The organism is Salegentibacter salinarum (assembly GCF_900168115.1).
GTDB lineage: Bacteria > Bacteroidota > Bacteroidia > Flavobacteriales > Flavobacteriaceae > Salegentibacter > Salegentibacter salinarum.
Window position 1 is genome coordinate 43,923 of the sequence record NZ_FUZC01000018.1, and the last position, 24,993, is coordinate 68,915.

The 24,993-nt window shown below is 37.3% G+C and carries 24 protein-coding genes; 15 read left to right on the forward strand and 9 right to left on the reverse strand.

Features of this window, described 5'->3' with window-relative positions; translation table 11 throughout:
- Nucleotides 1–3 precede the first annotated feature (3 nt).
- Nucleotides 4–1,284, reverse strand: coding sequence for an amidohydrolase (locus B5X53_RS16465; RefSeq protein ID WP_079714349.1), 1,281 nt, complete (start codon nt 1,282–1,284; stop codon nt 4–6).
- A 164-nt stretch (nt 1,285–1,448) separates the two neighbouring features.
- On the opposite strand from B5X53_RS16465, the gene B5X53_RS16470 reads away from it, so the two are divergent.
- The 4 genes from B5X53_RS16470 to B5X53_RS16485 all read left to right on the forward strand — a co-directional run bounded on the left by B5X53_RS16470 (nt 1,449) and on the right by B5X53_RS16485 (nt 5,672).
- The gene (locus B5X53_RS16470) at nt 1,449–3,770 is read left to right on the forward strand and encodes an ATP-dependent helicase (protein ID WP_079714325.1); all 2,322 of its coding nucleotides are present in this window, start codon (nt 1,449–1,451) and stop codon (nt 3,768–3,770) included.
- 65 nt (nt 3,771–3,835) lie between these two features.
- Entirely contained in the window at nt 3,836–4,048 is a 213-nt protein-coding gene (locus B5X53_RS16475; protein ID WP_079714326.1) for a hypervirulence associated TUDOR domain-containing protein, read from the forward strand.
- Between the two features lie 65 nt (nt 4,049–4,113).
- A complete protein-coding gene (locus B5X53_RS16480) occupies nt 4,114–4,734 on the forward strand; it encodes an L-threonylcarbamoyladenylate synthase (RefSeq protein ID WP_075326045.1) in 621 nt (206 codons plus the stop codon).
- A gap of 101 nt (nt 4,735–4,835) precedes the next feature.
- Nucleotides 4,836–5,672: an alpha/beta fold hydrolase gene (locus B5X53_RS16485; RefSeq protein WP_079714327.1), complete on the forward strand. Its 837-nt coding sequence runs from the start codon at nt 4,836–4,838 to the stop codon at nt 5,670–5,672.
- A gap of 74 nt (nt 5,673–5,746) precedes the next feature.
- Here B5X53_RS16485 and B5X53_RS16490 read toward each other — a convergent pair whose 3' ends face one another.
- From B5X53_RS16490 to B5X53_RS16500, 3 genes are all read right to left on the reverse strand, one after another.
- The gene (locus B5X53_RS16490) at nt 5,747–6,580 is read right to left on the reverse strand and encodes an OmpA/MotB family protein (protein ID WP_079714328.1); all 834 of its coding nucleotides are present in this window, start codon (nt 6,578–6,580) and stop codon (nt 5,747–5,749) included.
- A 90-nt stretch (nt 6,581–6,670) separates the two neighbouring features.
- Entirely contained in the window at nt 6,671–7,666 is a 996-nt protein-coding gene (locus B5X53_RS16495) for a glycosyltransferase family 2 protein (RefSeq protein WP_079714329.1), read from the reverse strand.
- Entirely contained in the window at nt 7,663–8,130 is a 468-nt protein-coding gene (locus B5X53_RS16500; RefSeq protein WP_079714330.1) for a type I restriction enzyme HsdR N-terminal domain-containing protein, read from the reverse strand. The genes B5X53_RS16495 and B5X53_RS16500 overlap by 4 nt, the downstream gene beginning before the upstream one ends.
- A 71-nt stretch (nt 8,131–8,201) precedes the next feature.
- Between B5X53_RS16500 and holA the strand changes: the two genes are divergently transcribed.
- From holA to B5X53_RS16535, 7 genes are all read left to right on the forward strand, one after another.
- Nucleotides 8,202–9,206: a DNA polymerase III subunit delta gene (gene holA, locus B5X53_RS16505; protein ID WP_079714331.1), complete on the forward strand. Its 1,005-nt coding sequence runs from the start codon at nt 8,202–8,204 to the stop codon at nt 9,204–9,206.
- Between the two features lies 1 nt (nt 9,207).
- Nucleotides 9,208–10,110, forward strand: coding sequence for a 1,4-dihydroxy-2-naphthoate octaprenyltransferase (gene menA, locus B5X53_RS16510; RefSeq protein ID WP_079714332.1), 903 nt, complete (start codon nt 9,208–9,210; stop codon nt 10,108–10,110).
- An 82-nt stretch (nt 10,111–10,192) separates the two neighbouring features.
- Nucleotides 10,193–10,873: a metal-dependent hydrolase gene (locus B5X53_RS16515; protein WP_079714333.1), complete on the forward strand. Its 681-nt coding sequence runs from the start codon at nt 10,193–10,195 to the stop codon at nt 10,871–10,873.
- A 27-nt stretch (nt 10,874–10,900) separates the two neighbouring features.
- Nucleotides 10,901–11,935: an o-succinylbenzoate synthase gene (locus B5X53_RS16520; protein WP_079714334.1), complete on the forward strand. Its 1,035-nt coding sequence runs from the start codon at nt 10,901–10,903 to the stop codon at nt 11,933–11,935.
- A 3-nt stretch (nt 11,936–11,938) separates the two neighbouring features.
- Nucleotides 11,939–12,880, forward strand: coding sequence for a CPBP family intramembrane glutamic endopeptidase (locus B5X53_RS16525; protein ID WP_079714335.1), 942 nt, complete (start codon nt 11,939–11,941; stop codon nt 12,878–12,880).
- 61 nt (nt 12,881–12,941) lie between these two features.
- Nucleotides 12,942–14,039, forward strand: coding sequence for an AMP-binding protein (locus tag B5X53_RS16530; RefSeq protein WP_079714336.1), 1,098 nt, complete (start codon nt 12,942–12,944; stop codon nt 14,037–14,039).
- Between the two features lie 8 nt (nt 14,040–14,047).
- Nucleotides 14,048–15,367, forward strand: coding sequence for a M24 family metallopeptidase (locus tag B5X53_RS16535; RefSeq protein WP_079714337.1), 1,320 nt, complete (start codon nt 14,048–14,050; stop codon nt 15,365–15,367).
- 91 nt (nt 15,368–15,458) lie between these two features.
- Here the strand turns inward: B5X53_RS16535 and B5X53_RS16540 are convergent, their stop codons facing one another.
- Genes B5X53_RS16540 through B5X53_RS16550 form a run of 3 tightly spaced genes read right to left on the reverse strand, consistent with a single transcriptional unit; the run spans nt 15,459 to nt 19,623 of the window.
- On the reverse strand, nt 15,459–17,096 hold the full coding sequence (locus B5X53_RS16540; RefSeq protein ID WP_079714338.1) for a M1 family metallopeptidase: 1,638 nt from the start codon (nt 17,094–17,096) through the stop codon (nt 15,459–15,461).
- Nucleotides 17,097–17,116: 20 nt separating this feature from the next.
- The gene (locus B5X53_RS16545; RefSeq protein WP_079714339.1) at nt 17,117–17,998 is read right to left on the reverse strand and encodes a hypothetical protein; all 882 of its coding nucleotides are present in this window, start codon (nt 17,996–17,998) and stop codon (nt 17,117–17,119) included.
- The gene (locus tag B5X53_RS16550) at nt 17,995–19,623 is read right to left on the reverse strand and encodes an acyl-CoA carboxylase subunit beta (protein ID WP_079714340.1); all 1,629 of its coding nucleotides are present in this window, start codon (nt 19,621–19,623) and stop codon (nt 17,995–17,997) included. The genes B5X53_RS16545 and B5X53_RS16550 overlap by 4 nt, the downstream gene beginning before the upstream one ends.
- Before the next feature lie 177 nt (nt 19,624–19,800).
- Here B5X53_RS16550 and B5X53_RS16555 point away from each other — a divergent pair, with 177 nt between their 5' ends.
- From B5X53_RS16555 to ettA, 3 genes are all read left to right on the forward strand, one after another.
- Nucleotides 19,801–19,980: a CAL67264 family membrane protein gene (locus tag B5X53_RS16555; RefSeq protein WP_075326058.1), complete on the forward strand. Its 180-nt coding sequence runs from the start codon at nt 19,801–19,803 to the stop codon at nt 19,978–19,980.
- Between the two features lie 9 nt (nt 19,981–19,989).
- Nucleotides 19,990–20,463, forward strand: a complete 474-nt coding sequence (locus tag B5X53_RS16560; RefSeq protein WP_079714341.1) for a DinB family protein — start codon at nt 19,990–19,992, stop codon at nt 20,461–20,463.
- A gap of 64 nt (nt 20,464–20,527) precedes the next feature.
- The gene (gene ettA / locus B5X53_RS16565; protein ID WP_079714342.1) at nt 20,528–22,219 is read left to right on the forward strand and encodes an energy-dependent translational throttle protein EttA; all 1,692 of its coding nucleotides are present in this window, start codon (nt 20,528–20,530) and stop codon (nt 22,217–22,219) included.
- A 189-nt stretch (nt 22,220–22,408) separates the two neighbouring features.
- Here ettA and B5X53_RS16570 read toward each other — a convergent pair whose 3' ends face one another.
- A complete protein-coding gene (locus B5X53_RS16570; protein WP_037319632.1) occupies nt 22,409–22,666 on the reverse strand; it encodes a DUF1456 family protein in 258 nt (85 codons plus the stop codon).
- Between the two features lie 32 nt (nt 22,667–22,698).
- Nucleotides 22,699–23,988, reverse strand: coding sequence for a DUF2254 domain-containing protein (locus B5X53_RS16575; protein ID WP_079714343.1), 1,290 nt, complete (start codon nt 23,986–23,988; stop codon nt 22,699–22,701).
- Between the two features lie 183 nt (nt 23,989–24,171).
- Between B5X53_RS16575 and B5X53_RS16580 the strand changes: the two genes are divergently transcribed.
- Nucleotides 24,172–24,615: an Hsp20/alpha crystallin family protein gene (locus B5X53_RS16580; RefSeq protein WP_079714344.1), complete on the forward strand. Its 444-nt coding sequence runs from the start codon at nt 24,172–24,174 to the stop codon at nt 24,613–24,615.
- Nucleotides 24,616–24,993 lie beyond the last annotated feature (378 nt).

The window sequence follows — 24,993 nt, forward strand, 5'->3', positions numbered from 1 at the left end:
AAATTATTGGTTTAGGTAATCTATAGCCAGTTGAGACATTGTTTTTACCCCGACTAACATTCCGCTTTCATCTATGAAAAAGTCGGGAGTGTGGTGGGGTGCCGGTTCATTGGAATCTAAAGGTTTTCCACCCAGGAAATAATAGAAACCGGGAATTTCTTCCTGGAAGAAAGAGAAATCTTCCCCACCGGTTGTTGCTTTGGCCAAAACCACATTTTCTTTTCCTGCTACCTTTTGTAAAGTCGGTAGCATTTTGCTGGTAAGTTCGGGGTCGTTATAAGTAATCGCGGTATTATTCTGAATTTCAACCGTAGCTTCCCCGCCATAAGCTTTAGCAATTGCAGGAACCATATCGTTCATTCTTTTTAGAATTAATGCTTTCATATCAGGATCCAAAGTTCTTATCGTCCCGATCATTTCAGCGGATTCCGGAATAATATTAAAACGAATACCGCTGGTGATTTTACCTACAGAAATCACCGCCGCAGCATCAACGAGTTTAGATTCCCTGCTAATTATGGTTTGCAAACCATCGATAATTTTTGCTGAAATTAAAATAGGATCTGTACCACTCCAGGGCGCTGAACCGTGGGTTTGTTTTCCTTTGACATTTATTACAAAACGCTCCACCGCTGCCATAGTACCTTCAGGCTTATACTTAATAGTTCCCACAGGAGTTTCTGAATTTATATGAAGTCCGAAAATCGCATCGACATCCGGATTTTTTAGTACGCCTTCTTTTATCATGAGGGATGCTCCGCCTTCTTCACCCGGCGGCGGACCTTCTTCCGCGGGTTGAAATATAAATTTTACCGTTCCGTTTATCTTGTCTTTGTTTTTTGAAAGTATTTCTGCAACGCCCATCATAATCGCAATATGTGTATCGTGTCCGCAAGCGTGCATCACCCCCGTTTCTGAGCCTAAAAACTCCGTGCGCACTTCAGATTTGAAAGGAAGGTCATTTCTTTCGGTTACCGGTAGTGCGTCAATATCGGCTCTTAAAGCGACAGTTTTTCCCTCATTACCGCCTTTTAGAATTCCTACTACTCCGGTTTTAGCTATGCCGGTGGTGGTTTCTATTCCAAGACTTTTTAAATGAGCTGCGATTTTTTTTGCGGTTTCGGTTTCGCGATTCGAAAGTTCAGGATTTTGGTGAAAATCCCTTCGCCAGGAAATTACCTGTTCTTCTATCTCTTCGGCCGCGGAATTGATTTCGGGATAAATTTCCTGCGCCGCTAAATTAAAGCTGAAAAGCCCGAGAAGGCTGAATATAATTTTTTTCATAGTAAGTTTTATTTCGCGCTCAATTGGATTGCAGAATTTTAAAGATATTAAAAACTTAAACAATTGCTCAAAGCTAATCTGAGTTTGTTTAAAACAAAGTAGGTTTACGGGTTTATAAATTGTATCATTTTGGTTAATTTCACGCATTTAAAAAACTGAAGAGATTGGAAGCTTATTTAGCCGAATTAAATGACGCACAGCGCGCGCCGGTATTGCAAAAGGACGGCGCAATGATTGTAATTGCAGGAGCCGGATCTGGGAAAACCCGGGTGCTTACCTACCGTATTGCTTACCTTATGAGCCAGGGAGTAGATCCTTTTAATATTTTATCGCTCACCTTTACCAATAAAGCTGCCCGGGAGATGAAAACCCGTATCGCTAAAATTGTGGGTAACAGTGAAGCGAAAAATCTTTGGATGGGGACTTTTCATTCTATTTTTGCTAAGATTTTACGTTTTGAGGCTGATAAACTAGGCTATCCGTCAAACTTCACTATTTACGATACTCAAGATTCTCAAAGCGTGATTAGGGCGATTATTAAAGATATGCGCCTGGATAAAGACGTTTATAAATATAAACAGGTTTACAGCCGTATTTCTTCCTATAAAAATAGTTTAATTACCGTAAAAGCTTATTTCCAAAATCCGGAATTGAAAGAGGCCGATGCGATGTCTAAAAAGCCACGTCTTGGTGAAATCTATCAGGAATATGTGGAGCGTTGTTTTAAAGCTGGCGCGATGGATTTCGATGATCTTTTGCTGAAAACCAATGAACTTTTAAATCGTTTTCCTGAAGTGCTTCATAAATACCAGAATCGTTTTAGATATATTCTGGTAGATGAGTACCAGGATACCAATCATTCGCAGTATTTAATTGTAAAAGCACTCTCAGATAAATTTCAGAATATATGTGTAGTAGGTGATGATGCGCAGAGTATTTATGCATTCCGCGGAGCGAATATCAACAATATTCTGAACTTTCAGAAAGATTATGATAACGTACAAATGTACCGGTTAGAGCAAAATTACCGTTCTACCAAAAATATTGTAAAGGCAGCAAACTCCATAATTGAAAAAAATAAAACCAAACTGGAAAAAATAGTTTGGACAGCTAATGATGAAGGGCCAAAAATCGTGGTGAATCGCTTGCTAACCGATGGGGAAGAGGGCCGATTTGTTGCCAGTTCTATATTTGAGAACCGAATGCAAAATCAGATGAGTAATGGCGATTTTGCTATTCTCTATCGAACCAACGCGCAAAGTAGGGCGATGGAAGACGCGCTTAGGAAAAAGGAAATTCCGTATAGAATTTATGGCGGACTTTCATTCTACCAGCGTAAAGAAATTAAAGATGTCCTGTCTTATTTAAGATTACTGATCAACCCAAAAGATGAAGAAGCTTTAAAGAGGATAATTAATTATCCGGCTCGAGGAATTGGGCAGACCACCATGGATAGGTTAAGCATTGCGGGAAATCAATATGGGAAAACCATTTTTGAAATTATTGAAAATATAGATCATCTGGATCTAAAGATCAATAAAAGTACACAGACCAAGCTGAATAATTTCGTGAATATGATTAAGAGTTTCACGATTTTAGCCGAAAATGCCGATGCCTTTACTGTTGCAGATACTGTGGCCAAAAAAACAGGATTGGTTCAGGAATTAAAGAAAGATGGTACTCCAGAAGGTATTGCTAGGATTGAAAATATAGAAGAATTACTTAACGGGATTAAAGATTTTGTGGAAGGCCAAAAAGAACTGGCTGATGCTGATGGTTCTTTAGCTGAATTCCTGGAAGATGTCGCGCTTGCAACTGATATGGATAAAGATACCGGTGATGACGACCGCGTGGCGTTAATGACCATTCACCTGGCAAAAGGACTGGAATTTCCCTATGTATATATTGTTGGGTTGGAAGAAGATCTGTTTCCTTCAGGAATGAGTATGAATACCCGAAGTGAACTTGAAGAAGAACGGCGTTTATTCTACGTAGCACTCACCCGGGCCGAAAAACAGGCTTACCTAACCTATACTCAGTCCCGATACCGCTGGGGAAAATTGGTAGATGCCGAACCGAGTAGGTTTATTGAAGAGGTAGACGAGCAGTATATGGATTATATGATTCCGCAGGATGATTATAAATACAAGCCGCTTATTGATACCGATATTTTTGGTGATGATATTGATAAAAGTAAATTAAGACAGAGCAAACCTAAAAAGGGAACTCCGCCACCGGCGCATAAACCGAGTGAATCGCAGTTAAGAAAACTTCGAAAACTAAAACCGGCCAGCCCCGAGCCTCAAAAAGCTACAAATGCAATAAAACTTGAAGTTGGGAATGAGGTAGAGCATATGCGTTTTGGCAAAGGAAAAGTGCTCGCTATAGATGGGGTAGGGCAGGACAAAAAAGCCGAAATTGATTTTGAAAACGGTGGAATTAAAAAATTACTTTTAAGATTTGCCAAGCTGAAATTGATCTCTTAAACTCGTTAAACTTCTGTTATATAAAGCCGCTTCATGCGGCTTTCTTTTTAACTTCAAAATAAAAAATGATTAGAGAAGGAAGCACTGTAAGTTGGGAATGGGGAAATGGAAAGGCTGAAGGGAAAGTCACTGAAACTTACACCAAGGAAATCAACAAAACAATAGCCGGCATTGAAATTACCCGAAAAGGCGAAGAAGGCAATAAAGCACTTTTCATAGAACAGGAGGATGGAAGTAAAGTGCTGAAGCTGGAAAGTGAAGTTTCTAAATTAGATTAGTTAGTCTATTTCAAAAATATCTGCACGAAAATTTGTAAATTCTCAATTACTAAAAAATTATAATTATGGCTGAATTACTTAAAATTTATGACGAAAATCCGAGTCAGAAACATATTAATAAAGTAGTAGAAGTCCTAAGAAAAGGGGGGCTTATAATTTATCCAACGGATACTGTTTATGGTCTTGGGTGTGATATAACCAATACCTCGGCATTAGAAAAAATCGCCCAGATCAAGGGCGTAAAACTTGAAAAGGCTAATTTCTCTTTTATTTGTGAAGATTTAAGCAATCTTTCAGATTATGTGAAACAAATAGATTCTGCAACTTTTAAAGTGCTGAAAAGAAATCTTCCCGGCCCTTATACGTTTATTTTACCCGGAAATAATAACCTTCCAAATGTTTTTAAAAAGAAGAAAACAGTAGGGATTAGGGTGCCCGATAATGCGATTTGTAAAAGTATTGTCGCCACTTTGGGGAATCCGATTGTTTCTACCTCTATTTACGATGAAGATGAAGTTATAGAATACACCACAGATCCTGAATTAATTAAAGAAAAATGGGATCATCTCGTAGACCTGGTAATTGATGGTGGTTATGGTGACAATATCCCTTCAACTGTTATCGATCTTACAAATTCAGAACCTGAAGTAATAAGAGAAGGAAAAGGAAGCATTGAAATTATGTAGTTTTTAATTTAAATTTTTGATTACACGTTAAAAGCCTGCTAAATGCAGGCTTTACTTTTTTATAGCGCGTTTTAGTACATAACTTAATAAAAAAATAGGCTATGAATTATATAGAGACTAAAAACGAAGAGAAAGGAAATAAGATTAAACTTTTCTACGAAGATTATGGTGAAGGGCAACCGGTGATTCTAATTCACGGCTGGCCATTAAGTCATAGAATGTGGGAATACCAGGTAGAGAAAATTGTAGATGCAGGGTTTAGATGTATAAGCTATGACCGCCGCGGCTTTGGAGACAGCGATAAACCTTGGAAAGGTTATGATTACGATACTTTGGCTTCAGATTTAAACGATGTTATTACCGTATTAGGACTTTCAAAAACAATTCTTGTAGGTTTCTCTATGGGTGGAGGAGAAGTAGCCCGCTTTATTGGAAAATACGGAACCGCGAATATTGAAAAAGCCGCGTTGGTTTCAGCCGTCCCGCCCTTTATGTTGAAAACCGATGATAATCCTGATGGGGTCAACAAAGAAGTTTTTGAAGGATTTAAAGAAGAAATTAGAAAAGATCGCGCAGGCTTTTTAGCTGGTTTTGGTGATAAGTTTTACAACTTCAACAAAAATAAAGATCGTATTAGTGAAGACCAGAAACATTATGACTGGAGTATTGCTTGTAAAGCTTCGGCTAAAGCAACCTTAGATTGTGTAGATTCTTTCGGTTTAACCGATTTTAGGGAAGATCTAAAAGAGTTTGATGTGCCTACCTTAATTGTTCACGGAGATGACGATGAAATTGTTCCTATAGAGCTTGCCGGGAAGAAAAGTAAGGAGTTAATTAAGAATAGTACTTATGAAGTAATTAAAGGTGCGCCTCATGGCTTGGTAATGACGCATAAGAAAGAATTTAATGAAATATTATTGCGTTTCTTGAAATCCTAATCGCAGAAATATTTTAGAAACAAAAAACCCCGCAATAGCGGGGTTTTCTTATAATATATCGGAAATAAATCAGCTTATTCAGCAGCTTCCATTCCTTCTTCGATCATTCCGTAGAACTGGTCTAATTTTGGAAGTACAACAATTCTTGTTCTTCTGTTTTTAGCACGCCCTTCTTCAGTATCATTAGAAGCAACAGGAACGTAGTAACTTCTACCAGCGGCAGTCATTCTAGCTGGCTCTACACCAAATTCGTCCTGAAGAATTCTTACTACAGAAGTAGCTCTTTTTACACTAAGATCCCAGTTATCTTCAAACATTGAAGTTTTGATAGCTTTATCATCAGTATGCCCTTCTACCATAAACTCGATGTCCGGCTTGTTTTTCACTACAGTAGCTACTTTACCAAGTACTTCTTTAGCACGATTGGTTACATTATATCTACCACTGTCAAATAAAAGTTTATCTGAAATAGAAACGTAAACCACCCCTTTTTCAACATTTATCTCAATGTCTTCGTCAGCCATATTTCCTAACGCTCCTTTTAAACTTGTTACAAGAGCTAAAGTTACAGAGTCTTTTTTGTTAATAGCATCACGCATTCTGGTAATAGCCATATCCTTTTCTTTAATGCTCTCAAGAGAACGCTCAAGGTTTTCAGCTTCTTTCTTAGAAAGGGTAGCAAGGTCACCTACATTGTTTAACAAGGCCGCGTTGGTGTTGTTAAGTCTTGAAATTTGCTGATTCAGGTTTTGTTTGTCTTCTAAACACGCGTTTAATTTAATAGTCGCGGTATTTAGTTCATCCTGAGTTTGTTGTTGTTTTTCTTCCAGCTCGGCGTATTTTTTATTAGATACGCAAGAGGAGAACAAAAGAACGGCGGTTGCCGATAAAAGCATAATTCGTTTCATAATCTTGTAATTGTTATTAATGTTAGATGATTCAAAAGTATCAAAAAAATGTAAAGCGGAAAAAGAAGCTTTAACATAAGTTTGAATACTTTATTTTAATTTAGAAAATTCTTTTTTGCTTAAACAAAAATAGGACCAAATAATAGATTTCACCTGATAATATCCAGGGTTTTTTGGAACTCCTGTTCGTTTTCTAAAGATTTTTTGAAAGTTACGGTAAAAAGAAGTATGCGCCTGAAGGATGGCATACAAATGTGAGAATTTCCCATTTGCTAAAAGCCTGATCCCCGCAATTCCATCCAGGATCATTCTAATAATCAAAATCCAATATACATTTGGCGCAGGCACGTTTTTTAAAAGCATATATAAACTGTTCCTAAAATTGAAAAAAGTTTTTCGGGGATTCATACTATCCAGAGTAGCACCACCCACGTGGTAAACGCTGGAAATCCCGGAAGATTTTATTTGGTAGCCTAAATTATGAATTCTCCAGCATAAATCTATTTCTTCCTGGTGTGCAAAAAAATCTTCATCGAGTGCGCCGGCTTCCCAGTAAACTGTATTTCTAATTGCCAAACAGGCGCCACTGCCCCAGAAAACAGGAACATCGTCGTTATACTGACCGTAGTCTTCTTCTAAAGTCTCAAAAATTCTCCCCCGGCAAAACGGATACCCGTATTTATCTATATATCCACCGGCCGCGCCCGCATATTCAAAATGATCTTTTTTCTTGAAGTCCAAAATTTTTGGTTGAACAGCAGCTGTTTTAGTTTCATTCTCAAAAATCGCAAGAATAGGCTTTAACCAGTTTTCGGTAACTTTTACATCGCTGTTTAGCAGCACGAAAATATCTTCGGATAGACCGTGGAGTGCATCATTATATCCTTTGGCGAAGCCGCCGTTTTCTTTATTCTGAATAATCTTTACCTGCGGAAAATTCTCTTTTACAAATACTACTGAATCATCGGTTGAAGCATTATCGGCCACATAAATATTGGCGTCTTCAGAAAAACTGATTATTGAAGGCAGAAACTGCTGAAGCAAATGGCGCCCGTTCCAGTTTAGTATTACTACTGCAGTCGTCATAGGTTTTCAGAAGTTTTAGTAGAAATATAATCTGGAATTTCAGTGAGAAAATCATATCGCTCCTTTTCATAATCCAGTTTACAGTAATAATGTTGCAAACCGTTGGTGAGCATTAAAAAATCGGCTTTCAGGCTGAGGTTATACCGTGCGATCTGGTCAAAAACATCCTGGGTGATCTTTATATGCGGCGCTTTGCATTCTACCACGACTTTTATTTCTCCGTCGGGATAAAAAACAACGGCATCATAGCGTTTAGTGAGTTTTCCCAGTTTGAGTTGCTTTTCAACGTTTATATGGTTTTTGGGGTAATTTTTATCTAAAGTAAGGAATTTAACCACGTGTTGTCTCACCCATTCTTCGGGGGTTAAGACCACAAACTTTTTCCGGAGTTCATCAAAAACGGCTATTTTATTTTCACTATTTTTGAACCGAAAATTATACTTTGGAAAATTTAGCGCTAACATAGGCCAAAAGTAAAAAACAAAACCACAGCGCGGCAAGCTTCGGTATAAATTTAAAAAAATCCTTCAGGTTAATGGAAGAAGCAAAAGAGATTGTAAATAATATTCAAAAAGGCAGTGTTTCGCCGCTTTACTTTTTAATGGGCGAAGAGCCTTATTATATAGACAGGATCTCAGATTTTATAGCGCAAAATTTACTGGCCGAAGAAGAAAAAGGCTTCAACCAAATTATAATGTATGGCCGCGATACAAGCGTAGACGAAATTATTAGCAATGCCAAGCGCTACCCAATGATGGCTGAAAGGCAGGTTATTATTGTAAAAGAAGCCCAGGATCTTTCCCGTACAATTGAAAACCTGGTAGCTTATGCCGAAAATCCGCAGCCTACCACTACTTTGGTTTTTTGCTATAAATACAAAAGCCTTGATAAAAGGAAGAAACTGTCAAAAGTCCTGAAGAAAAACGGGATTTTATTTGAAAGCAAACGACTGTATGAAAATCAGGTAGCCGATTGGATAATGAAAACTCTGAAGGCAAGAAACTATACAATTTCACCCAAGGCAGCACAAATGCTGGTAGAATTTTTAGGAATAGATCTTGGTAAAATTGATAATGAATTAAATAAACTTCAGCTTATAACTCCGGAGGGGACTCAAATTACGCCCGAACTTATTGAGCAAAATATAGGAATAAGCAAGGATTTCAATAATTTTGAGTTGCGAAAAGCCATAGGTATGCGAGATTCCTTAAAGGCACACCGCATTGTAAATTACTTCGCGCAAAACCCGAAAGACAATCCTATGGTAGTTACCATTTCGCTTTTGTTTTCTTATTTCTCACAAATAATGCAATATCACGGCCTCCCCGATAAATCTAAAGCTAATGTTGCCAAACAGCTTAAAGTGCATCCTTATTTTGTAGGCGATTATATAGCCGCTGCAAAGAATTACCCGATGAAAAAGGTGAGCCAGGTTATTGGCCTGCTTCATGAAAGTGATGTAAAGGGAAAAGGCGTTGGCGCGGTAAATATTTCTCACGGCGATTTACTTAAAGAATTAATGGTTAAGATCTTAAACTAAAATGGGTAAAATAAATTCGTGGATTAGCGCTGCCAGGTTAAGAACTTTACCATTATCGGTTTCAGGAATCATTGTTGGAACTACAATAGCGGTAGAACAGGGCTTTTTTAATATTAGTATTTTTAGTCTGGCGCTGGCTACAACTTTGGGTTTGCAGGTACTTTCAAATTTTGCTAACGATTATGGCGATGGCATAAAGGGTACAGATAATGAGGATAGAGTAGGACCGCAACGAGCTATTCAAAGCGGACTTATCTCCCAAAAGGAAATGTTTCAGGGAATTGTTATTACCGCAATTGTTACTTTGCTTTTTGCGATTTTGCTTATTTATGCATCTTTCGGAAAGGAAAAATTAGGTTATGCCTTATTCTTTTTCCTGCTGGGGGTTGGTGCAATTGCTGCGGCTATAAAATATACCGTGGGAAAATCGGCTTACGGTTATCGGGGACTGGGCGATGTTTTTGTGTTTATTTTCTTCGGCTTGGTCGCCGTTTATGGCTCCTATTTTTTATATGCGAATCACTGGAATTGGTTAGTGCTGCTTCCGGCATTCAGTATTGGTTTTCTGAGTATGGGGGTTTTAAACCTTAATAATATGCGGGACCGTATTTCAGACGAAAAAGCGGGGAAGAATACCCTCGTGGTCAAACTTGGTTCTAAAAATGCTAAAAACTATCATTATGCGCTAATTCTTGGTGCTATTCTTTGCCTGGTGATTTTTACCGTACTTACTTTAGAAAGTATAAACGATTTTCTTTATATACCGGCTCTTATTCCTTTAATTCTTCATCTTAAAAGGGTAGTAGAGAACGAAAATGCTACTTTACTTGATCCCGAACTTAAAATTTTAGCGCTTTCTACCTTTGCCACGGCTGTACTTTTTGGTTTAGGTCAGATCTGGTAGAAGTTTAACAAAATTATATATTTGGTCATTTCCAACCTTTTTCAGCGAATCCTTAAATTAGGGCGAACTTAAAATTTTAGTTATGAAAATCACGTATTACGGACAAAGTTGTTTCGGAATTAAAATAGCAGATATCAACGTTTTAGTAGATCCGTTTATCACCGGAAACGAACTCGCAAAAGATAAGATCAATATCAAAAATATTAAGGCCGATTATATTTTACTTACTCACGCGCATCAGGATCATACTTTAGATGCTGAAGAAATCGCCAAAAATACCGGGTCTGTAATTATTAGTAATTTTGAGATTGCTAACCATTATGAAGAAAAGGGTATTGAAGTTCACCCAATGAATCACGGAGGAAGCTGGGATTTTGAATTCGGAAAAGTAAAATACGTAAATGCAATTCACACCAGCTCTTTCCCCGATGGAAAATACGGCGGACAACCCGGCGGATTTGTAATTGAAGGAGAACACAAAAATATTTATATTGCCGGAGATACTGCGCTCACTATGGATATGAAATTGATTCCTCAACGCACTACTTTAGACCTTGCAATCCTCCCAATTGGCGACAATTTTACGATGGGTGTTGAAGATGCGATAGTAGCCAGTGATTTTGTAGAATGTGACAAGGTTTTGGGTTGTCATTATGATACTTTTGGCTATATTGAAATAGACCACGAAGAAGCAAAAAGAAAGTTTTTTGATGAAGGTAAAGACCTTATGCTTCTTGAAATAGGAGAGAGCCTGGAACTTTAGTATTGGCTTTTTTCCCAATAAAAATATATGCAGGCAGATTATAAAAAGTATATCTTAAATTTCAAACGCCCCAGCGGAACTTCGCGGGGCGTTCTTACTACTAAAGAAACCTGGTTTTTAAAAATCACCGATGGCGATAAAGTCGGGTACGGTGAATGTGGTATTCTTAGAAGCTTAAGCGTAGACGATAGGCCAGATTATGAAGAAAAATTGCAATGGGTTTGCAACAATATTAATTTAGGCGAAACGATGCTTTGGGCAGAGTTAAAAGAATTTCCAAGTATCCAAATAGGCGTAGAAATGGCTTTTAGATCTTTAAAGGCGGAAAATCCTTTTGAAATATTTCCTTCTGAATTTACTAAGGGAAAAGCTTCAGTACCTATAAACGGATTGATTTGGATGGGGGAGAAATCATTTATGAAATCCCAGATTCAGGAGAAAATTGAAGCGGGGTTTGATTGTATTAAAATGAAAATCGGCGCTATAGATTTTGAAACCGAACTGGAACTTTTAAAATATATTCGATCTGAATTTTCTTCCGGGGAAATAGAATTACGCGTAGATGCCAATGGAGCTTTTAAACCAAATGAAGCTTTGGAAAAGCTGAAGCGATTAAGTGCATTCCAATTACATAGTATTGAGCAACCCATAAAACAAGGTCAGTGGGAACAGATGGCAAATTTGTGTCATAAAACTCCTTTACCAATTGCTTTAGATGAAGAACTAATTGGTGTTTTTGATGTAACGAAAAAGCAGGAAGTATTACAAACAATAGAACCACAATATATTATTTTAAAGCCTAGTTTAATCGGTGGTTTTAAAGGCACACAGGAGTGGATAGATTTAGCCGAAGAAAACAATATTGGCTGGTGGATCACCAGCGCTTTAGAGAGTAATGTGGGGCTAAATGCAATTTCACAATTTACTTATACCAAAAACAATAAAATGCCCCAGGGACTTGGCACCGGAAATTTATACACCAATAACATTCAAAGTCCGTTAGAGGTAGAAAAAGGAAATATTCAATATAATCCGGCGAAGAGCTGGGAATTTAATTTTTAGTAAATGTATATAGCGCAGGCGTTTAGGTATCATCATGAATTATGGAGATACATTATTGGGGTAGTTTTAATTATGATTGCGGTTTTTATAGCCCAAATACCGTTTGTTGTAGCTCTTTTTTTAGAAGGTGGTATTGATGCCGCTATGGACGAAACTGCAGTTTTAAAAGTATTCGATTCTAACATAACCTTATTTTTTTTATTATTACCTTTTGCAGCCGGGCTTGTGGCGGTTTTATTCAACGTAAAATACCTTCACTCGCAGCCATTAAAAACACTAACCACTACCCGAAAAAAGATAGACTGGAGTCGGTTTTTCTTTGCTTTCACGCTGGTCGCCATCTTTACTATTTTAACAACCCTGGGGTATTATTTTTTCTATCCGGAAGATTATCAGTTAAATTTTGAACCCACTTCATTTCTTATTCTAGTAGGAATTGCGGTTATATTCATTCCGCTGCAAACCAGCTTCGAAGAATATATGTTCCGTGGATATTTAATGCAGGGGCTGGGTGTGTTTGCTAAAAATCGCTGGGTTCCATTATTTCTAACTTCTATTATTTTTGGAGGGCTTCATTATTTTAATCCGGAGGTAGGCCAGCTGGGTGATATAATTATGATACACTACATTGGAACCGGATTTATGCTGGGAATTATGACGCTAATGGATGAAGGCCTGGAACTGGCGCTTGGTTTCCATGCCGCCAATAATTTGGTTGCGGCGCTACTGGTTACTGCCGACTGGACTGCTTTCCAAACTGAATCTATATTTAAAGACGTATCTGCGCCCATAGCAGGTTTCTGGGATGTGGCTATTCCAGTATTTATAATTTATCCGCTTTTTCTTTTCATAATGGCTAAAAAATATGGCTGGAGTAATTGGAAAAATAAACTTTTCGGAAAAGTAGAAAATCCAGAAACCTTAAAACTTTCAGAAGAAAGTTAAATTTATCATTACAATTTGCTAACTTTCAATATGTAGAAATGTAACATATTTGGTTTTAAATATGGCAGATAAATATAAAGTACCGGAAACCCATCCCGATTTTAGGCTGAATAAACGACATTATACCAATGCCGAACTGCATTTAGTGGCCTATAACTTTATAAAAGAAGGAGAGGCATTTGAAGAGAAAATAGGAAGTTTTCTATTAGATTGGATCAAGCCTTCAAAATATGTTGAGGTAAAAACTTCTGGCTCTACCGGGAAACCAAAAATTATAAGGATCAAAAAAGAGCAGATGATCAACTCTGCCATTGCAACTTCGCGATTTTTTGACCTCCCTGAGAAAACCACTGCTTTATTATGTTTGCCAGCCACCTATATTGCCGGGAAAATGATGCTGGTTCGCGCCATGGTTTTGGGTTGGCAATTAGATATGGTGCCGCCTTCATCAAATCCATTAGACCAGGTTTTTAAACGTTACGATTTTTGTGCAATGACACCGTTTCAGTTAGATAATTCGGTTGGGCGATTGCATCTTATAAAAAAACTTATTGTTGGCGGTGGAGCGGTTTCTCCCAGGCTTCAAAAAATGGTAAAGGAAGTCAGTACCAAGGTTTATGAAACGTATGGAATGACTGAAACTGTTACCCATATTGCGGCAAAAAGGCTAAATCCTTCAAAAAACAAGAAAAAATCCCGGCCTTTTAAAGTCTTACCCAATATCAATATTTCACAAGATGATAGAGGTTGTTTAGTGATTAAAGCTCCTAAACTTTCAGATGAAAATATTACCACAAATGATGTGGTTGAAATCCTTACCTACAAGAAATTCATTTGGAAAGGGAGAATAGATAATGTGATCAATTCCGGAGGGGTAAAACTTCATCCTGAACAAATTGAAAAGAAGCTTTCTAAAATTATAGATCAGCGCTTATTTGTAACTGCAATGCCAGATGATTCTTTTGGTGAAAAGCTGGTGCTTTTTGTTGAAAATGAATTTTCTGAAGTTTTTCTTCAAAAACTGCAGAAAGAAATTAGTGAATTAAAAAGTCTGGAAAAATTCGAGCGGCCTAAAAAGATCTATTTTATTGAAAAATTTGAAGAAACTCACACCGGAAAAATTCATAGGGAAAATACCTTTAAAAGCAAGGTAAATTAATTCCATATATGTATAAACTATTCCTATTAGTTGGGCTGCTGAGTGTTTTAAACTCTTCGGCTCAAATTCTTCCTGAGCGCGAAAGAGCTACATTCGTAAATGAAATTCTGAACGATAAATTTGAAAATATTCTCCCCGATTTGATGGACAGGGCAGAAGTAGATATGTGGATTGTGATTTCCCGCGAATACAATGAAGATCCCGTGTTACGTACTATGCTGCCGGCCACCTGGTTAAATGCCAGAAGACGAACCATACTTGTATTCAGCAGAAATAAAGAAATTGATACTTTGGAACGCCTTGCTGTGGCTCGATACGAAGTCGGAGAAAGTATTGATGCTGCTTGGTTTCCCGAAAAAGAACCTGAGCAATGGAAAGCACTTATCGAAATTATAGAAGAAAGGGACCCGCAAAAAATTGCCCTCAATTCCTCAAAAAATTACGGATTGGCCGATGGACTGGTAAAAACCGATTCTGAAGAATTCTTGGATCATTTACCCCCGACTTATAAAAACCGACTTGTGTCTGGAGAAGACTTAGCAGTAGGTTGGATTGAAACCAGGTCCCAGATGGAAATGGAAATTTATCCTCAGTTGGTTCAAATTACCAAAAATATTATTAGGAAAGCTTTTAGCAAAAAAGTAATTATTCCGGGTGAAACCACCACCGAAGATTTGGTTTGGTGGATGCGTCAAAAAGTGACTGATCTTGGGCTGGAAACTTGGTTTCATCCAACTGTTTCCATTCAACGAGACGAAGAAGCGCTCGAAGATCATGTTTCGGCATTTTCTTCCAATAATGAAGGAAAGGTAATTTACACTGGAGATTTGCTCCACTGTGATTTTGGGATCACTTATTTAAGATTGAATACCGATTGCCAGCAAATGGCGTATGTTTTAAAACTCGGGGAAACCGAAGCTCCCGAGTTTCTACAGAAAACTTTTGAAAAAGGAAATCAGCTTCAGGATATTTTAACTGAAAATTTAAAAACCGGAAAAACAGGAAATCAAATTCTTTCAGAGAGTTTAGACCAGGCGACGGAAGCAGGTTTAAAACCTATGATTTACACCCACCCGCTCGGTTTATACGGTCATTCTGCCGGGACAACTATTGGGATGTGGGATTCTCAGGAAGGTGTGCCCGGAAGTGGAGAATATCCGCTAAATGAAAACACGGTTTACGCGATAGAACTAAATACCAGTGTGTTTTTGGAAGAATGGGACCAGGAAATTCGAATAATGCTTGAGGAAGCGGGCTTTTGGGGTGAAAATGGTTTTAGATATGTAAATGGCCGACAGGAGGAATTAATACTTATTCCTTCTGAATAAATTTCTTTTATCAATTTCTCATAATTAGAGAAATAAAATAACCTGCAGATTTTTTAATTCTGCAGGTTATTGGATAAATCAATTTTCTTATTTATCTCATATAAGCAGAAGCAATATAAAATTCAAGTTCGTTTACTTTTATCTCGTCCAGTTCAATATCATGTTTTAAATTCTGCCAGTCGTTGGTTGGATGAATTCTAATTTCCTTTCCTTCCACAAGGATGTCTACCGGCATTTTAAAATTCTCTACATCGGTAACCCAACGGGTCTGAGTTTTCCCATCCCTTTTTCTAAATTCGAGTTTAGGCAAATCAGCCTGTCTTAAATATTGCTCAAAAATTGGATCGAGGTTTACATCGGTTGCTTCATTAAAGAAGTTTTCAGTAGTTTCTGTATCGATGATTTGATGCTTATAGGTTTCGGTATAATCTTTTAAAGTTTTCCACCATAATTCATCATCATCATAAATACTACGAATGGTATTTAGCAAATTAGCACCTTTAAAATACATATCGCCAGAGCCTTCACTATTTACACCGTAATCACCAATAATGGGAGCATTGTTTCCTAATCCGCGACGAGTTCCTTTTAGGTACTCTAAAGCTTTTTCTTTTCCCCAACGGCACTCCACATAAACCGCTTCGGTATAAGAAGTAAAACCTTCGTGAATCCACATGTCGGCAATATCTTTTGCGGTAATGCTGTTCCCGTACCATTCGTGGCCAGATTCGTGAATAATTATATAATCCCATTTTAAACCAATCCCGGTACCGGAAAGATCATTCCCCAAATAGCCCATTTTATACTCATTTCCGTAGGCAACGGCACTTTGGTGTTCCATTCCCAGGTACGGAGTTTCAATCAATTTAAAGCCGTCTTCCACAAAAGGATATTCCCCCAACTTTTCATAGAAGCAATCCATCATTGGTTTTACTTCTTTAAACTGTTCTTTGGCTTTTTCGAGATTATAAGGCAACACGAAATAATCTAATTCCAGATCGCCATAGGAATCAGAGAAATGTTCATAGTTCGCAATGTTGATCATCACGTTATAATTGTTGATAGGGTTTACGGTTTTCCAACTCCATTCTGTAAAACCATTTCCTAAATCTTTTTCTCCTAAAAACTGTCCATTGGATACATTCATCAATCCGTTGGGAACAGCAATATCTAACTGAACTTCTTCTGGCTCATCACTTTGGTGGTCTTTATTGGGATACCAAAGACTGGCACCGGTCCCTTGCACGGCAACACCAATCCACGGGTCGCCATTCTCATCTTGGTCCCAGACAAAACCGCCATCCCAGGGCGCATTTTTAGCTACTATAGGTTCTCCGGAATAATAGAATTGAATTTCTCCTTTTTTATCAGATTTTACCGTTTCTTTCAGATCGATAAAAATAGCATTATGCTTTCGTTCGTAAGCTAAAGTTTTGCCGTTCTGAAGAACAGAGTCCACTTTCATATTTTCAAAAAGGTCTATTTGAATGATGGAAAGGTCTTCTTCAGCAATAAAACTTATGGTGTTAGAGCCGGAAATAAATTGTTTTTCAGGTTCCACTTTAAGCTTTAAATGATATTTCTGAACATCAAAGGTGCGCTCCAGTCTTAGTGATCCTCGAAGTGAATCGGCTTCAGTATAGTTGCCTTCTTTATTGCTTAAAACCTGGGCGCAGGAAATATTAGATGTGGCAAGGAAAACGGCCAGCATTAAAATTAGGTTTTTCATTCTTTTACAATTAATATTTATTATTCTCTATGCATAACGTATAACGGAACGTTGGGATTTTGTTCTTTTGATTTTATCATGTGAGCGTGAAGTTTTTCGAAATCTTCGAGATTTACGCCTTTACACACTCCGTATGAATAATGATATTTCAGTAGTTCAAGATCGGGTTGAGTTAATTGCCTTAAATTATTACAACCAGAAAGATAACTTTCACATGATAAGTTTTTAGAACCTTTAAAATAACCTAAAGAACGAAAAAAATGAAATTTTAATAGTTCAACAGATAGACCATTTTCAATAAGATCGCTATTAATCTTTAAGTCACCTTTATAAATTTGATTTTTAGCGTTCCAATGAACATAATAACCACTTTTGCCTGTAATTCTTGGTTCAAAGTCTGTTTTATATTCCGAATTAAGATAATAAACTCTATAGTTTGCGTCTTTAGACCGAAAGACTCTTTTGATATTTAGCGAATCTATATCTTTGGAAATTTTATAAGCAAATTGCATCAGTTCTTTAGCATGTTGATCTGAAACCCCGGCTTCAAAAAATACTTTTATAGAATCTTTCCAGTAGCGCATATACAATTTTTCTTTTTGGGATTTGTCTGTATTGTAGACTACGTTCTTATAGAGATTTAGGAAGATGCTATCTTTTGGTTCATATGCGACTTTCACCTTGTTTTTATCCAATGGAGATTTATAATCTGGAGAAATTGCTACCAGTGTATCGCCATTGTAAAATTGGAAATTGGCAGTATCCTTTCTAGTCAATTTATTACCATCCTCCTTATAATGAGAAATTGAAATATAGTGACTAACTATAGTGTCCTGAGAATATAAAGCGCCAATTATAAAGAAGAAAAGCAGGCTTAAGTATTGTTTAAAAGATTTTTTCATGTTTGAATCACTCCTAAATTAAAATCTTTTTCAATAGGCGCGTGGTTGGCGGCTTCAATTCCCATAGAGATCCATTTCCTGGTATCTAATGGATCTATTACAGCGTCTGTCCACAATCTTGCAGCAGCATAATAAGGAGAAGTTTGTTCATCATAACGTGATTTTATCGCCTCAAAAACTTCTTTTTCTTTTTCCTCATCAACCTTTTCACCTTTTTTCTCCATTGCTGCAGTTTCAATTTGAGCTAAAACCTTAGCAGCCTGGGTTCCACCCATTACGGCAAGTTCTGCACTTGGCCAGGCTGCGATAAGCCTTGGGTCGTATGCTTTTCCGCACATGGCGTAATTTCCTGCACCATAAGAATTCCCCATAATTATGGTGAATTTAGGCACTACCGAATTGCTTACCGCGCTTACCATTTTAGCGCCGTCTTTTATAATTCCGCCGTGTTCGCTTTTACTCCCTACCATAAATCCGGTAACATCCTGAAGAAAAACAAGTGGGATTTTTTTCTGATTGCAATTTGCTATAAAACGGGTGGCCTTATCAGCAGAATCTGAATAAATCACTCCGCCAAACTGCATTTCGCCTTTTTTGGTTTTTACAATTTTACGCTGATTAGTCACAATTCCCACAGCCCAACCATCAATCCTGGCATATCCGGTAATAATGGTTTGTCCGTAACCTTCTTTATATTCTTCAAATTCTGAACCATCTACCAAACGGGAAATAATTTCCCGAACATCATATTGGTCGCTGCGTTTTTTAGGAAGAATTCCGTAAATATCTTCCTGTTTTTCTTTTGGCTTTACTGCTTTTTTATGGCTAAATCCGGCTTTGTCGAAATCGCCCATTTTATCCATGATATTCTGTATACGGGTAAGCGCATCTTTATCGTCTCTCGCTTTATAATCTGTAACCCCGCTAATTTCGCTATGTGTAGTAGCCCCGCCAAGTGTTTCGTTATCTACAGTCTCGCCAATCGCAGCTTTTACAAGATAACTTCCGGCGAGGAAAATACTGCCGGTTTTTTCTACGATAAGCGCTTCATCACTCATAATAGGTAGGTAAGCACCACCCGCTACACAACTGCCCATCACCGCTGCAATTTGGGTAATTCCCATACTGCTCATCACGGCATTATTTCTAAAAATCCTTCCGAAGTGTTCTTTATCAGGGAAAATTTCATCCTGCATAGGCAAATACACCCCGGCGCTATCTACCAAATAAATAATTGGGAGTCGGTTTTCTATAGCTATTTCCTGAGCACGTAGGTTTTTTTTACCGGTAATAGGAAACCAGGCTCCCGCTTTTACAGTAGCGTCGTTAGCAACTACGATACATTGTTTCCCTGAGACATATCCCATCTTTACCACAACGCCACCTGAGGGGCAACCGCCGTGTTCTTCGTACATTCCCTCGCCGGCAAAAGCTCCTATTTCTATTGCATTCGATTTCTCGTCAAGTAAAAAATCTATTCGTTCGCGGGCGGTCATTTTTCCTTTAGCGTGATGTTTTTCTATGCGCTTTTCACCACCACCAAGTTTTATGCGTTTAAGTTTATGGTTTAATGAAGAAACCAAAAGTTTATTATGGTCCTCATTTTTATTGAATTTCATATTCATATATTATGATTTTTTAATTCCTGAAATTAGAAATATCTTTTAAACAGGTAGAAATATTATCGAAATTTCAGTAAATTTTAAATTTACAGCCGTCTTTTGGCTAAAATACAAAATAGAGTGAATTCTCCTTATGGTTTGGGAATGTAAAATAGCCGATATTTGTATAAAATCTTAAGTATGGGAATGAATAAAAATACCATTTTTGCCTGGGCATCTTTTGCTTTATTTATAATTGGTGCCGCCATAATTTTATTGGGCGTGCTTAAATATCGTGATTATGCGATTGGTTTCTCGGTTACGGGGATTGGATTTTTTGCCATTTCCTGGGCGTTTAATGCATTAAAAGGTAGAATTTAAGTCGATAATATGTCAAATTCCGGAAGTAAAGAAAAATTAATTAAACATTTAGAAGGTGGTGAAGCTTTTATGGCTTTAGAAGATTTCATCGATAAAATCCCATTTGAAAAATTAGGAGAAAAGCCTCATAATTTACCGTATTCCTTTTATGAACTTTTTTTCCATATTGTATTTGCACAAAAGGATATTTTAGAATATTCTAATTCTAAAAATTATAAAACTTCAAAGTGGCCTGATGATTACTGGCCTAAAGAATCAGCTCCAATAACAGAAGAAGCTTGGGACGAATTAAAGAAAGAGTATTTTGAAGATAGAGAGCGTTTTAAGAAATTTATTTTAGATGCTGATACCGAATTAAATCTTCCGGTTAAAAATTCTGAAAATCATAGCTTACTGCGAGAAATTATGCTGGTAATTGAGCATACGGCCTATCACACCGGGCAAATGTTAATCCTCTTGCGCTTACTCGGCCTTTATAAATAATCAAACCGAATTCTGACTTTATTTTCAGATATTTGCAATCTTAAAATAGCTTAAAAAATTCATTATGGCAGACGATAAAAAAGTGATCTTTTCAATGTCTGGGGTAACCAAGACATATAAAAATGCGAATACCCCTGTTTTGAAAAATATATACCTTAGTTTTTTCTATGGTGCAAAAATTGGAATTCTCGGTTTAAACGGTTCGGGAAAATCTACTTTACTAAGAATTATTGCCGGGGACGATAAAAATTACCAGGGTGATGTGGTTTTCTCACCGGGATATTCTGTAGGTTACCTTGAACAGGAACCAAAGGTAGATGAGGATAAAACCGTTCTTGAAGTTGTAAAAGAAGGAGTTGCTGAAACGGTGGCTATTCTTGATGAATATAATAAAATTAACGACCAATTTGGATTACCAGAGGTTTATGAAGATGCCGATAAGATGCAGAAACTTATGGATAAGCAGGCTGCGCTTCAGGATAAAATTGATTCTTCAAACGCCTGGGAGTTGGATACCAAACTGGAAATTGCGATGGATGCCTTAAGAACTCCTGAAGCCGATAAAAAGATTTCGGTACTTTCAGGAGGGGAACGAAGAAGAGTGGCACTTTGCCGTTTGTTGCTTCAGGAACCCGATATTCTACTTTTAGATGAGCCTACCAACCACCTTGATGCGGAATCTGTACACTGGTTAGAACATCATTTGGCGCAATATAAAGGAACGGTGATCGCGGTAACTCACGACCGTTATTTCCTTGATAATGTTGCAGGTTGGATTTTAGAACTGGACAGGGGAGAAGGTATCCCGTGGAAAGGAAATTATTCTTCCTGGTTAGACCAGAAATCTAAACGTATGGCGCAGGAGCAAAAGCAAGCCAGCAAACGTCAAAAAACTTTAGAACGAGAGCTGGAATGGTCTAAAATGAATCCAAAAGGACGCCAGGCCAAACAAAAAGCACGTTTAAATAATTATGATAAGTTGTTGAGCCAGGACCAAAAGCAAATGGACGAGCAACTGGAAATTTATATTCCAAATGGTCCAAGGTTGGGAACTAACGTGATTGAAGCCAACGGAGTGAGTAAGGCTTTTGGTGATAAATTGCTTTATGAGGATTTAAATTTTAAACTTCCGCAAGCGGGGATTGTGGGTGTTATTGGGCCTAACGGTGCCGGTAAAACCACCATTTTTAAAATGATTATGGGTGAAGAACAACCCGATAAAGGAAGTTTTGAGGTTGGAGAAACCGCGAAGATCGCTTATGTAGATCAGGCGCATTCTAATATAGATCCTGAAAAAACCATTTGGCAGAACTTTAGCGATGAGCAGGAATTGATTATGATGGGCGGCCGTCAGGTTAATTCAAGAGCTTATTTGAGCAGATTTAACTTTAGCGGAAGTGAACAAAATAAAAAAGTAAATATGCTTTCCGGAGGAGAAAGAAACCGACTCCACTTAGCAATGACCCTAAAAGAAGAAGGAAACGTTCTACTACTCGATGAACCTACCAACGATTTGGATGTTAATACGCTTAGAGCCTTAGAAGAAGGTTTGGATAATTTTGCCGGTTGTGCTGTGGTTATTTCTCACGACAGGTGGTTTCTGGATAGAATTTGTACCCATATCCTTGCTTTTGAAGGAGATTCTCAAGTCTATTTCTTTGAAGGAAGTTTCTCTGATTATGAAGAAAATAAGAAGAAACGTTTAGGGGGCGATATTATGCCGAAACGTATTAAGTATAAGAAGCTCGTAAGATAATTTATTAATCTGCTGAAATAGACGTCATTCTGAATTTATTTCAGAATCTAAAATGTTTGATTTTCATACGAGTTAGAACTCCGATGAAATTTCGGAGCAAGCTCGGAAACAATCCTCAAGACCCGGGATTTGTTGATATAAATTATTAGACCTCACAGGTTCTTAAAACCTGTGAGGTCTTTTTTTATATTATTCTTTTTCGGGTTTCTTTTCCTTCTTGGGCGGCATCGGACCGCGAAGGTGGATAATGAGTCCGTTTAGGAAATTCCGAAGAAATTGATCACCACATTCTACATATTTTGGGTGATCTTCGGCTCTAAAAATTGCACCTAATTCACTTTTAGTGACTTTAAAATCTACCAATGCGCAAATTTTCACAATATCGTCGTCCCTCAATTTGTGGGCGACTCTTAGTTTTTTAAAAATATCATTATTTGTTAATCCCATAAGGCAAATTTAGCTTTTTCCTTAGTTTTGCTTTAACTTTTCAGGTTTAATTGTTTTTCAATTGCGTTTATTTTCTTAATATCTGCTTCATTTTTAATTGCAGATTTCGCATCAGCAATTAGGTTTTTGGCTTCAATATCTAATACTTCATAATATTTTTCGTTAACTGCTTTTTGAGATTTCAGATAATAAAATAGCAATCCCAGTTTTTGAATAATAATAATATCGTGTTTACAATACGCTCTTATGGGCGCTAAAACCTGGTATAAAAGTTCTTCGAAATCTACACTTCGCATCTTTATTAGAACTTTTTTATCAGCTTTTAAAAATTGTAGGTCTTGTTTTTGCATTCGTAAAGCCAGAAGTTCGGCTAAATAATCAAGGGCGTTAAGGGCGGTGCCGGGATCGTTAATTCCGGGAGACATCGCTTTTACTATAACTTCGGTAATTTGTTTAAAGGCAAGTACATAATTGGTATTTACCAACTCCCCGCGCGCGAGACTAAAATTAGATAATACTTTTTTAAAGGTGTCGTCGTCTAATTTTTCTTTCGATTTAAAAAGCGGAATTCCCTGTAAAATAAAAATTCCTTTTACTGGTAGAATCTCAAACTGGGTTTCTTTTTCTTTACAGATATCCAATAGATTATCTGAAGATAAATTCTGAAAATACCCACTTTTTTCTGAATGATATTCGTACCATTCTTTAGTATCCGGAAAGTCCTGGTTTTCTTTTTCTTCAGTTTTCAACAGAAAATTTAAACGTGTCTTTGCCTGTCTAAAAATGCGATCCAGGATATTGTTAATCTGGATGCTTTGAGAAATATTATGAATAAAGTAGATAAATGCACCAATGCAAATCACGGTAAAAATAATTCCCAATAAGACCGAAAAACCGGGGGTTTGATAAGAATCTCCTTCGGGCTGAATAGAAACCGCCACGAAAATACAGTAAAGTATAGTGGCCAGGTAAATTCCTAAAATAAGCTGATGATTTTTATCAGAGATAAGTCCGGGTAACAACCTCGGTGAATAATTACTCGCTGCCTGATTTAATAGTACCATTACCATAGAAAAACTAAAAACCATCATAGAAATAAGTCCTGTAATACAAGCGGTTAAAATACTAAGCGCCGTATTCCCATTGTCTACCACCAGCATTGGGATATGATCTAAGAGATACCGGGAAACACCTTGATTTTCAATATAAATAAGTAAAAAAGCGATGAGAAAGCCGAAAATTGCGAAAACGCTGGGGTAGAAAGCAATTTTACTTTGCAGGTTGGAAAGGAGAATATAAATGCGATTAAAAAAATACTTCATCTAGTTTTAATGGAAAGTTAATCAAAAGTCAGTAGAAATAAGATTCTTTAAAGTTATTGACAAATTGTCTGTTCAATCACGAATAAAAATGCCAAAAAGACATAAAAATTAGATTGGAATTTAAATTGCTAATAATTTATCAGAAATCATAAAACTAAAGTCTAATAAAAAACATAAAAAGCTATGAGTTTAATTAAAAGGAATGAGGCCAACTGGCTGCCATCAGTTTTTGACGATATGTTTAAAACCGATTGGTTAGGAGGAACTACAAATGTAAACAGTATAGGAACCAGTATTCCTGCTGTAAACATTCAGGAAACCGAGGACAATTTTAGTGTAGAAGTTGCTGCACCGGGTAAAACTAAAGAAGATTTTAATATAGAGCTGGATAATGATGTATTAACCATTTCTTCTGAAGAGAAAAAGGAAAATGAAACTTCAGAAAAAAATGGAAGATACACCAGGAAAGAATTTAGCTACAGCACTTTTAAAAGAGCCTTTAGTTTACCAGATTCTGTAGACAGCGAAAAAATTTCTGCTTCCTATAAAGACGGGGTTCTTAATATAGAGCTTCCTAAGCGGGAAGAAGCTAAAGTGCAGGCTAAACGAATGATTGATATTTCGTAATTTAGATAGTTAATTTGATTAGTTGAAAAAACGTCCCTAACCGGACGTTTTTTTTATGGTGTGCCGTGCATGGCATATCACTTGACGGTGCAAGTCCGTTATGGGGGTTTATAGCTACCTATCATTAGCCAAAGGCAAGGGTGTCCATCGTGAGGTGGAATCTGAAGGAAGCCTGCGGCAAAGTTCCGGTCCGAGGAACACGAACATCATATAAGGCATAGCTGATCTGGATGAGCTTGCCATACAAAGCGAAGTCCTAAAGCTATACGGAGATCAGGGTGTAGATGATGCGGATATATGGAATGAAAGTGATATGTCTTACCGCGGGAGATCTCACAGACATAGGTGAAACAGTGTATGAGCCTATGGTTGAAACAA

What these genes read in the sequence shown, in the direction of transcription:
- B5X53_RS16550 (WP_079714340.1), bottom strand. Translation starts at nt 19,623, where the DNA reads ATGAATATGAAATTCAATAAAAATGAGGACCATAATAAACTTTTGGTT.
- B5X53_RS16525 (WP_079714335.1), top strand. Translation starts at nt 11,939, where the DNA reads ATGTATATAGCGCAGGCGTTTAGGTATCATCATGAATTATGGAGATAC.
- B5X53_RS16560 (WP_079714341.1), top strand. Translation starts at nt 19,990, where the DNA reads ATGTCAAATTCCGGAAGTAAAGAAAAATTAATTAAACATTTAGAAGGT.
- B5X53_RS16580 (WP_079714344.1), top strand. Translation starts at nt 24,172, where the DNA reads ATGAGTTTAATTAAAAGGAATGAGGCCAACTGGCTGCCATCAGTTTTT.
- B5X53_RS16465 (WP_079714349.1), bottom strand. Translation starts at nt 1,284, where the DNA reads ATGAAAAAAATTATATTCAGCCTTCTCGGGCTTTTCAGCTTTAATTTA.
- B5X53_RS16540 (WP_079714338.1), bottom strand. Translation starts at nt 17,096, where the DNA reads ATGAAAAACCTAATTTTAATGCTGGCCGTTTTCCTTGCCACATCTAAT.
- B5X53_RS16490 (WP_079714328.1), bottom strand. Translation starts at nt 6,580, where the DNA reads ATGAAACGAATTATGCTTTTATCGGCAACCGCCGTTCTTTTGTTCTCC.
- B5X53_RS16480 (WP_075326045.1), top strand. Translation starts at nt 4,114, where the DNA reads ATGGCTGAATTACTTAAAATTTATGACGAAAATCCGAGTCAGAAACAT.
- ettA (WP_079714342.1), top strand. Translation starts at nt 20,528, where the DNA reads ATGGCAGACGATAAAAAAGTGATCTTTTCAATGTCTGGGGTAACCAAG.
- B5X53_RS16515 (WP_079714333.1), top strand. Translation starts at nt 10,193, where the DNA reads ATGAAAATCACGTATTACGGACAAAGTTGTTTCGGAATTAAAATAGCA.
- B5X53_RS16575 (WP_079714343.1), bottom strand. Translation starts at nt 23,988, where the DNA reads ATGAAGTATTTTTTTAATCGCATTTATATTCTCCTTTCCAACCTGCAA.
- B5X53_RS16495 (WP_079714329.1), bottom strand. Translation starts at nt 7,666, where the DNA reads ATGACGACTGCAGTAGTAATACTAAACTGGAACGGGCGCCATTTGCTT.
- B5X53_RS16535 (WP_079714337.1), top strand. Translation starts at nt 14,048, where the DNA reads ATGTATAAACTATTCCTATTAGTTGGGCTGCTGAGTGTTTTAAACTCT.
- B5X53_RS16485 (WP_079714327.1), top strand. Translation starts at nt 4,836, where the DNA reads ATGAATTATATAGAGACTAAAAACGAAGAGAAAGGAAATAAGATTAAA.
- B5X53_RS16570 (WP_037319632.1), bottom strand. Translation starts at nt 22,666, where the DNA reads ATGGGATTAACAAATAATGATATTTTTAAAAAACTAAGAGTCGCCCAC.
- B5X53_RS16545 (WP_079714339.1), bottom strand. Translation starts at nt 17,998, where the DNA reads ATGAAAAAATCTTTTAAACAATACTTAAGCCTGCTTTTCTTCTTTATA.
- B5X53_RS16500 (WP_079714330.1), bottom strand. Translation starts at nt 8,130, where the DNA reads ATGTTAGCGCTAAATTTTCCAAAGTATAATTTTCGGTTCAAAAATAGT.
- B5X53_RS16555 (WP_075326058.1), top strand. Translation starts at nt 19,801, where the DNA reads ATGGGAATGAATAAAAATACCATTTTTGCCTGGGCATCTTTTGCTTTA.
- menA (WP_079714332.1), top strand. Translation starts at nt 9,208, where the DNA reads ATGGGTAAAATAAATTCGTGGATTAGCGCTGCCAGGTTAAGAACTTTA.
- holA (WP_079714331.1), top strand. Translation starts at nt 8,202, where the DNA reads ATGGAAGAAGCAAAAGAGATTGTAAATAATATTCAAAAAGGCAGTGTT.
- B5X53_RS16530 (WP_079714336.1), top strand. Translation starts at nt 12,942, where the DNA reads ATGGCAGATAAATATAAAGTACCGGAAACCCATCCCGATTTTAGGCTG.
- B5X53_RS16520 (WP_079714334.1), top strand. Translation starts at nt 10,901, where the DNA reads ATGCAGGCAGATTATAAAAAGTATATCTTAAATTTCAAACGCCCCAGC.
- B5X53_RS16475 (WP_079714326.1), top strand. Translation starts at nt 3,836, where the DNA reads ATGATTAGAGAAGGAAGCACTGTAAGTTGGGAATGGGGAAATGGAAAG.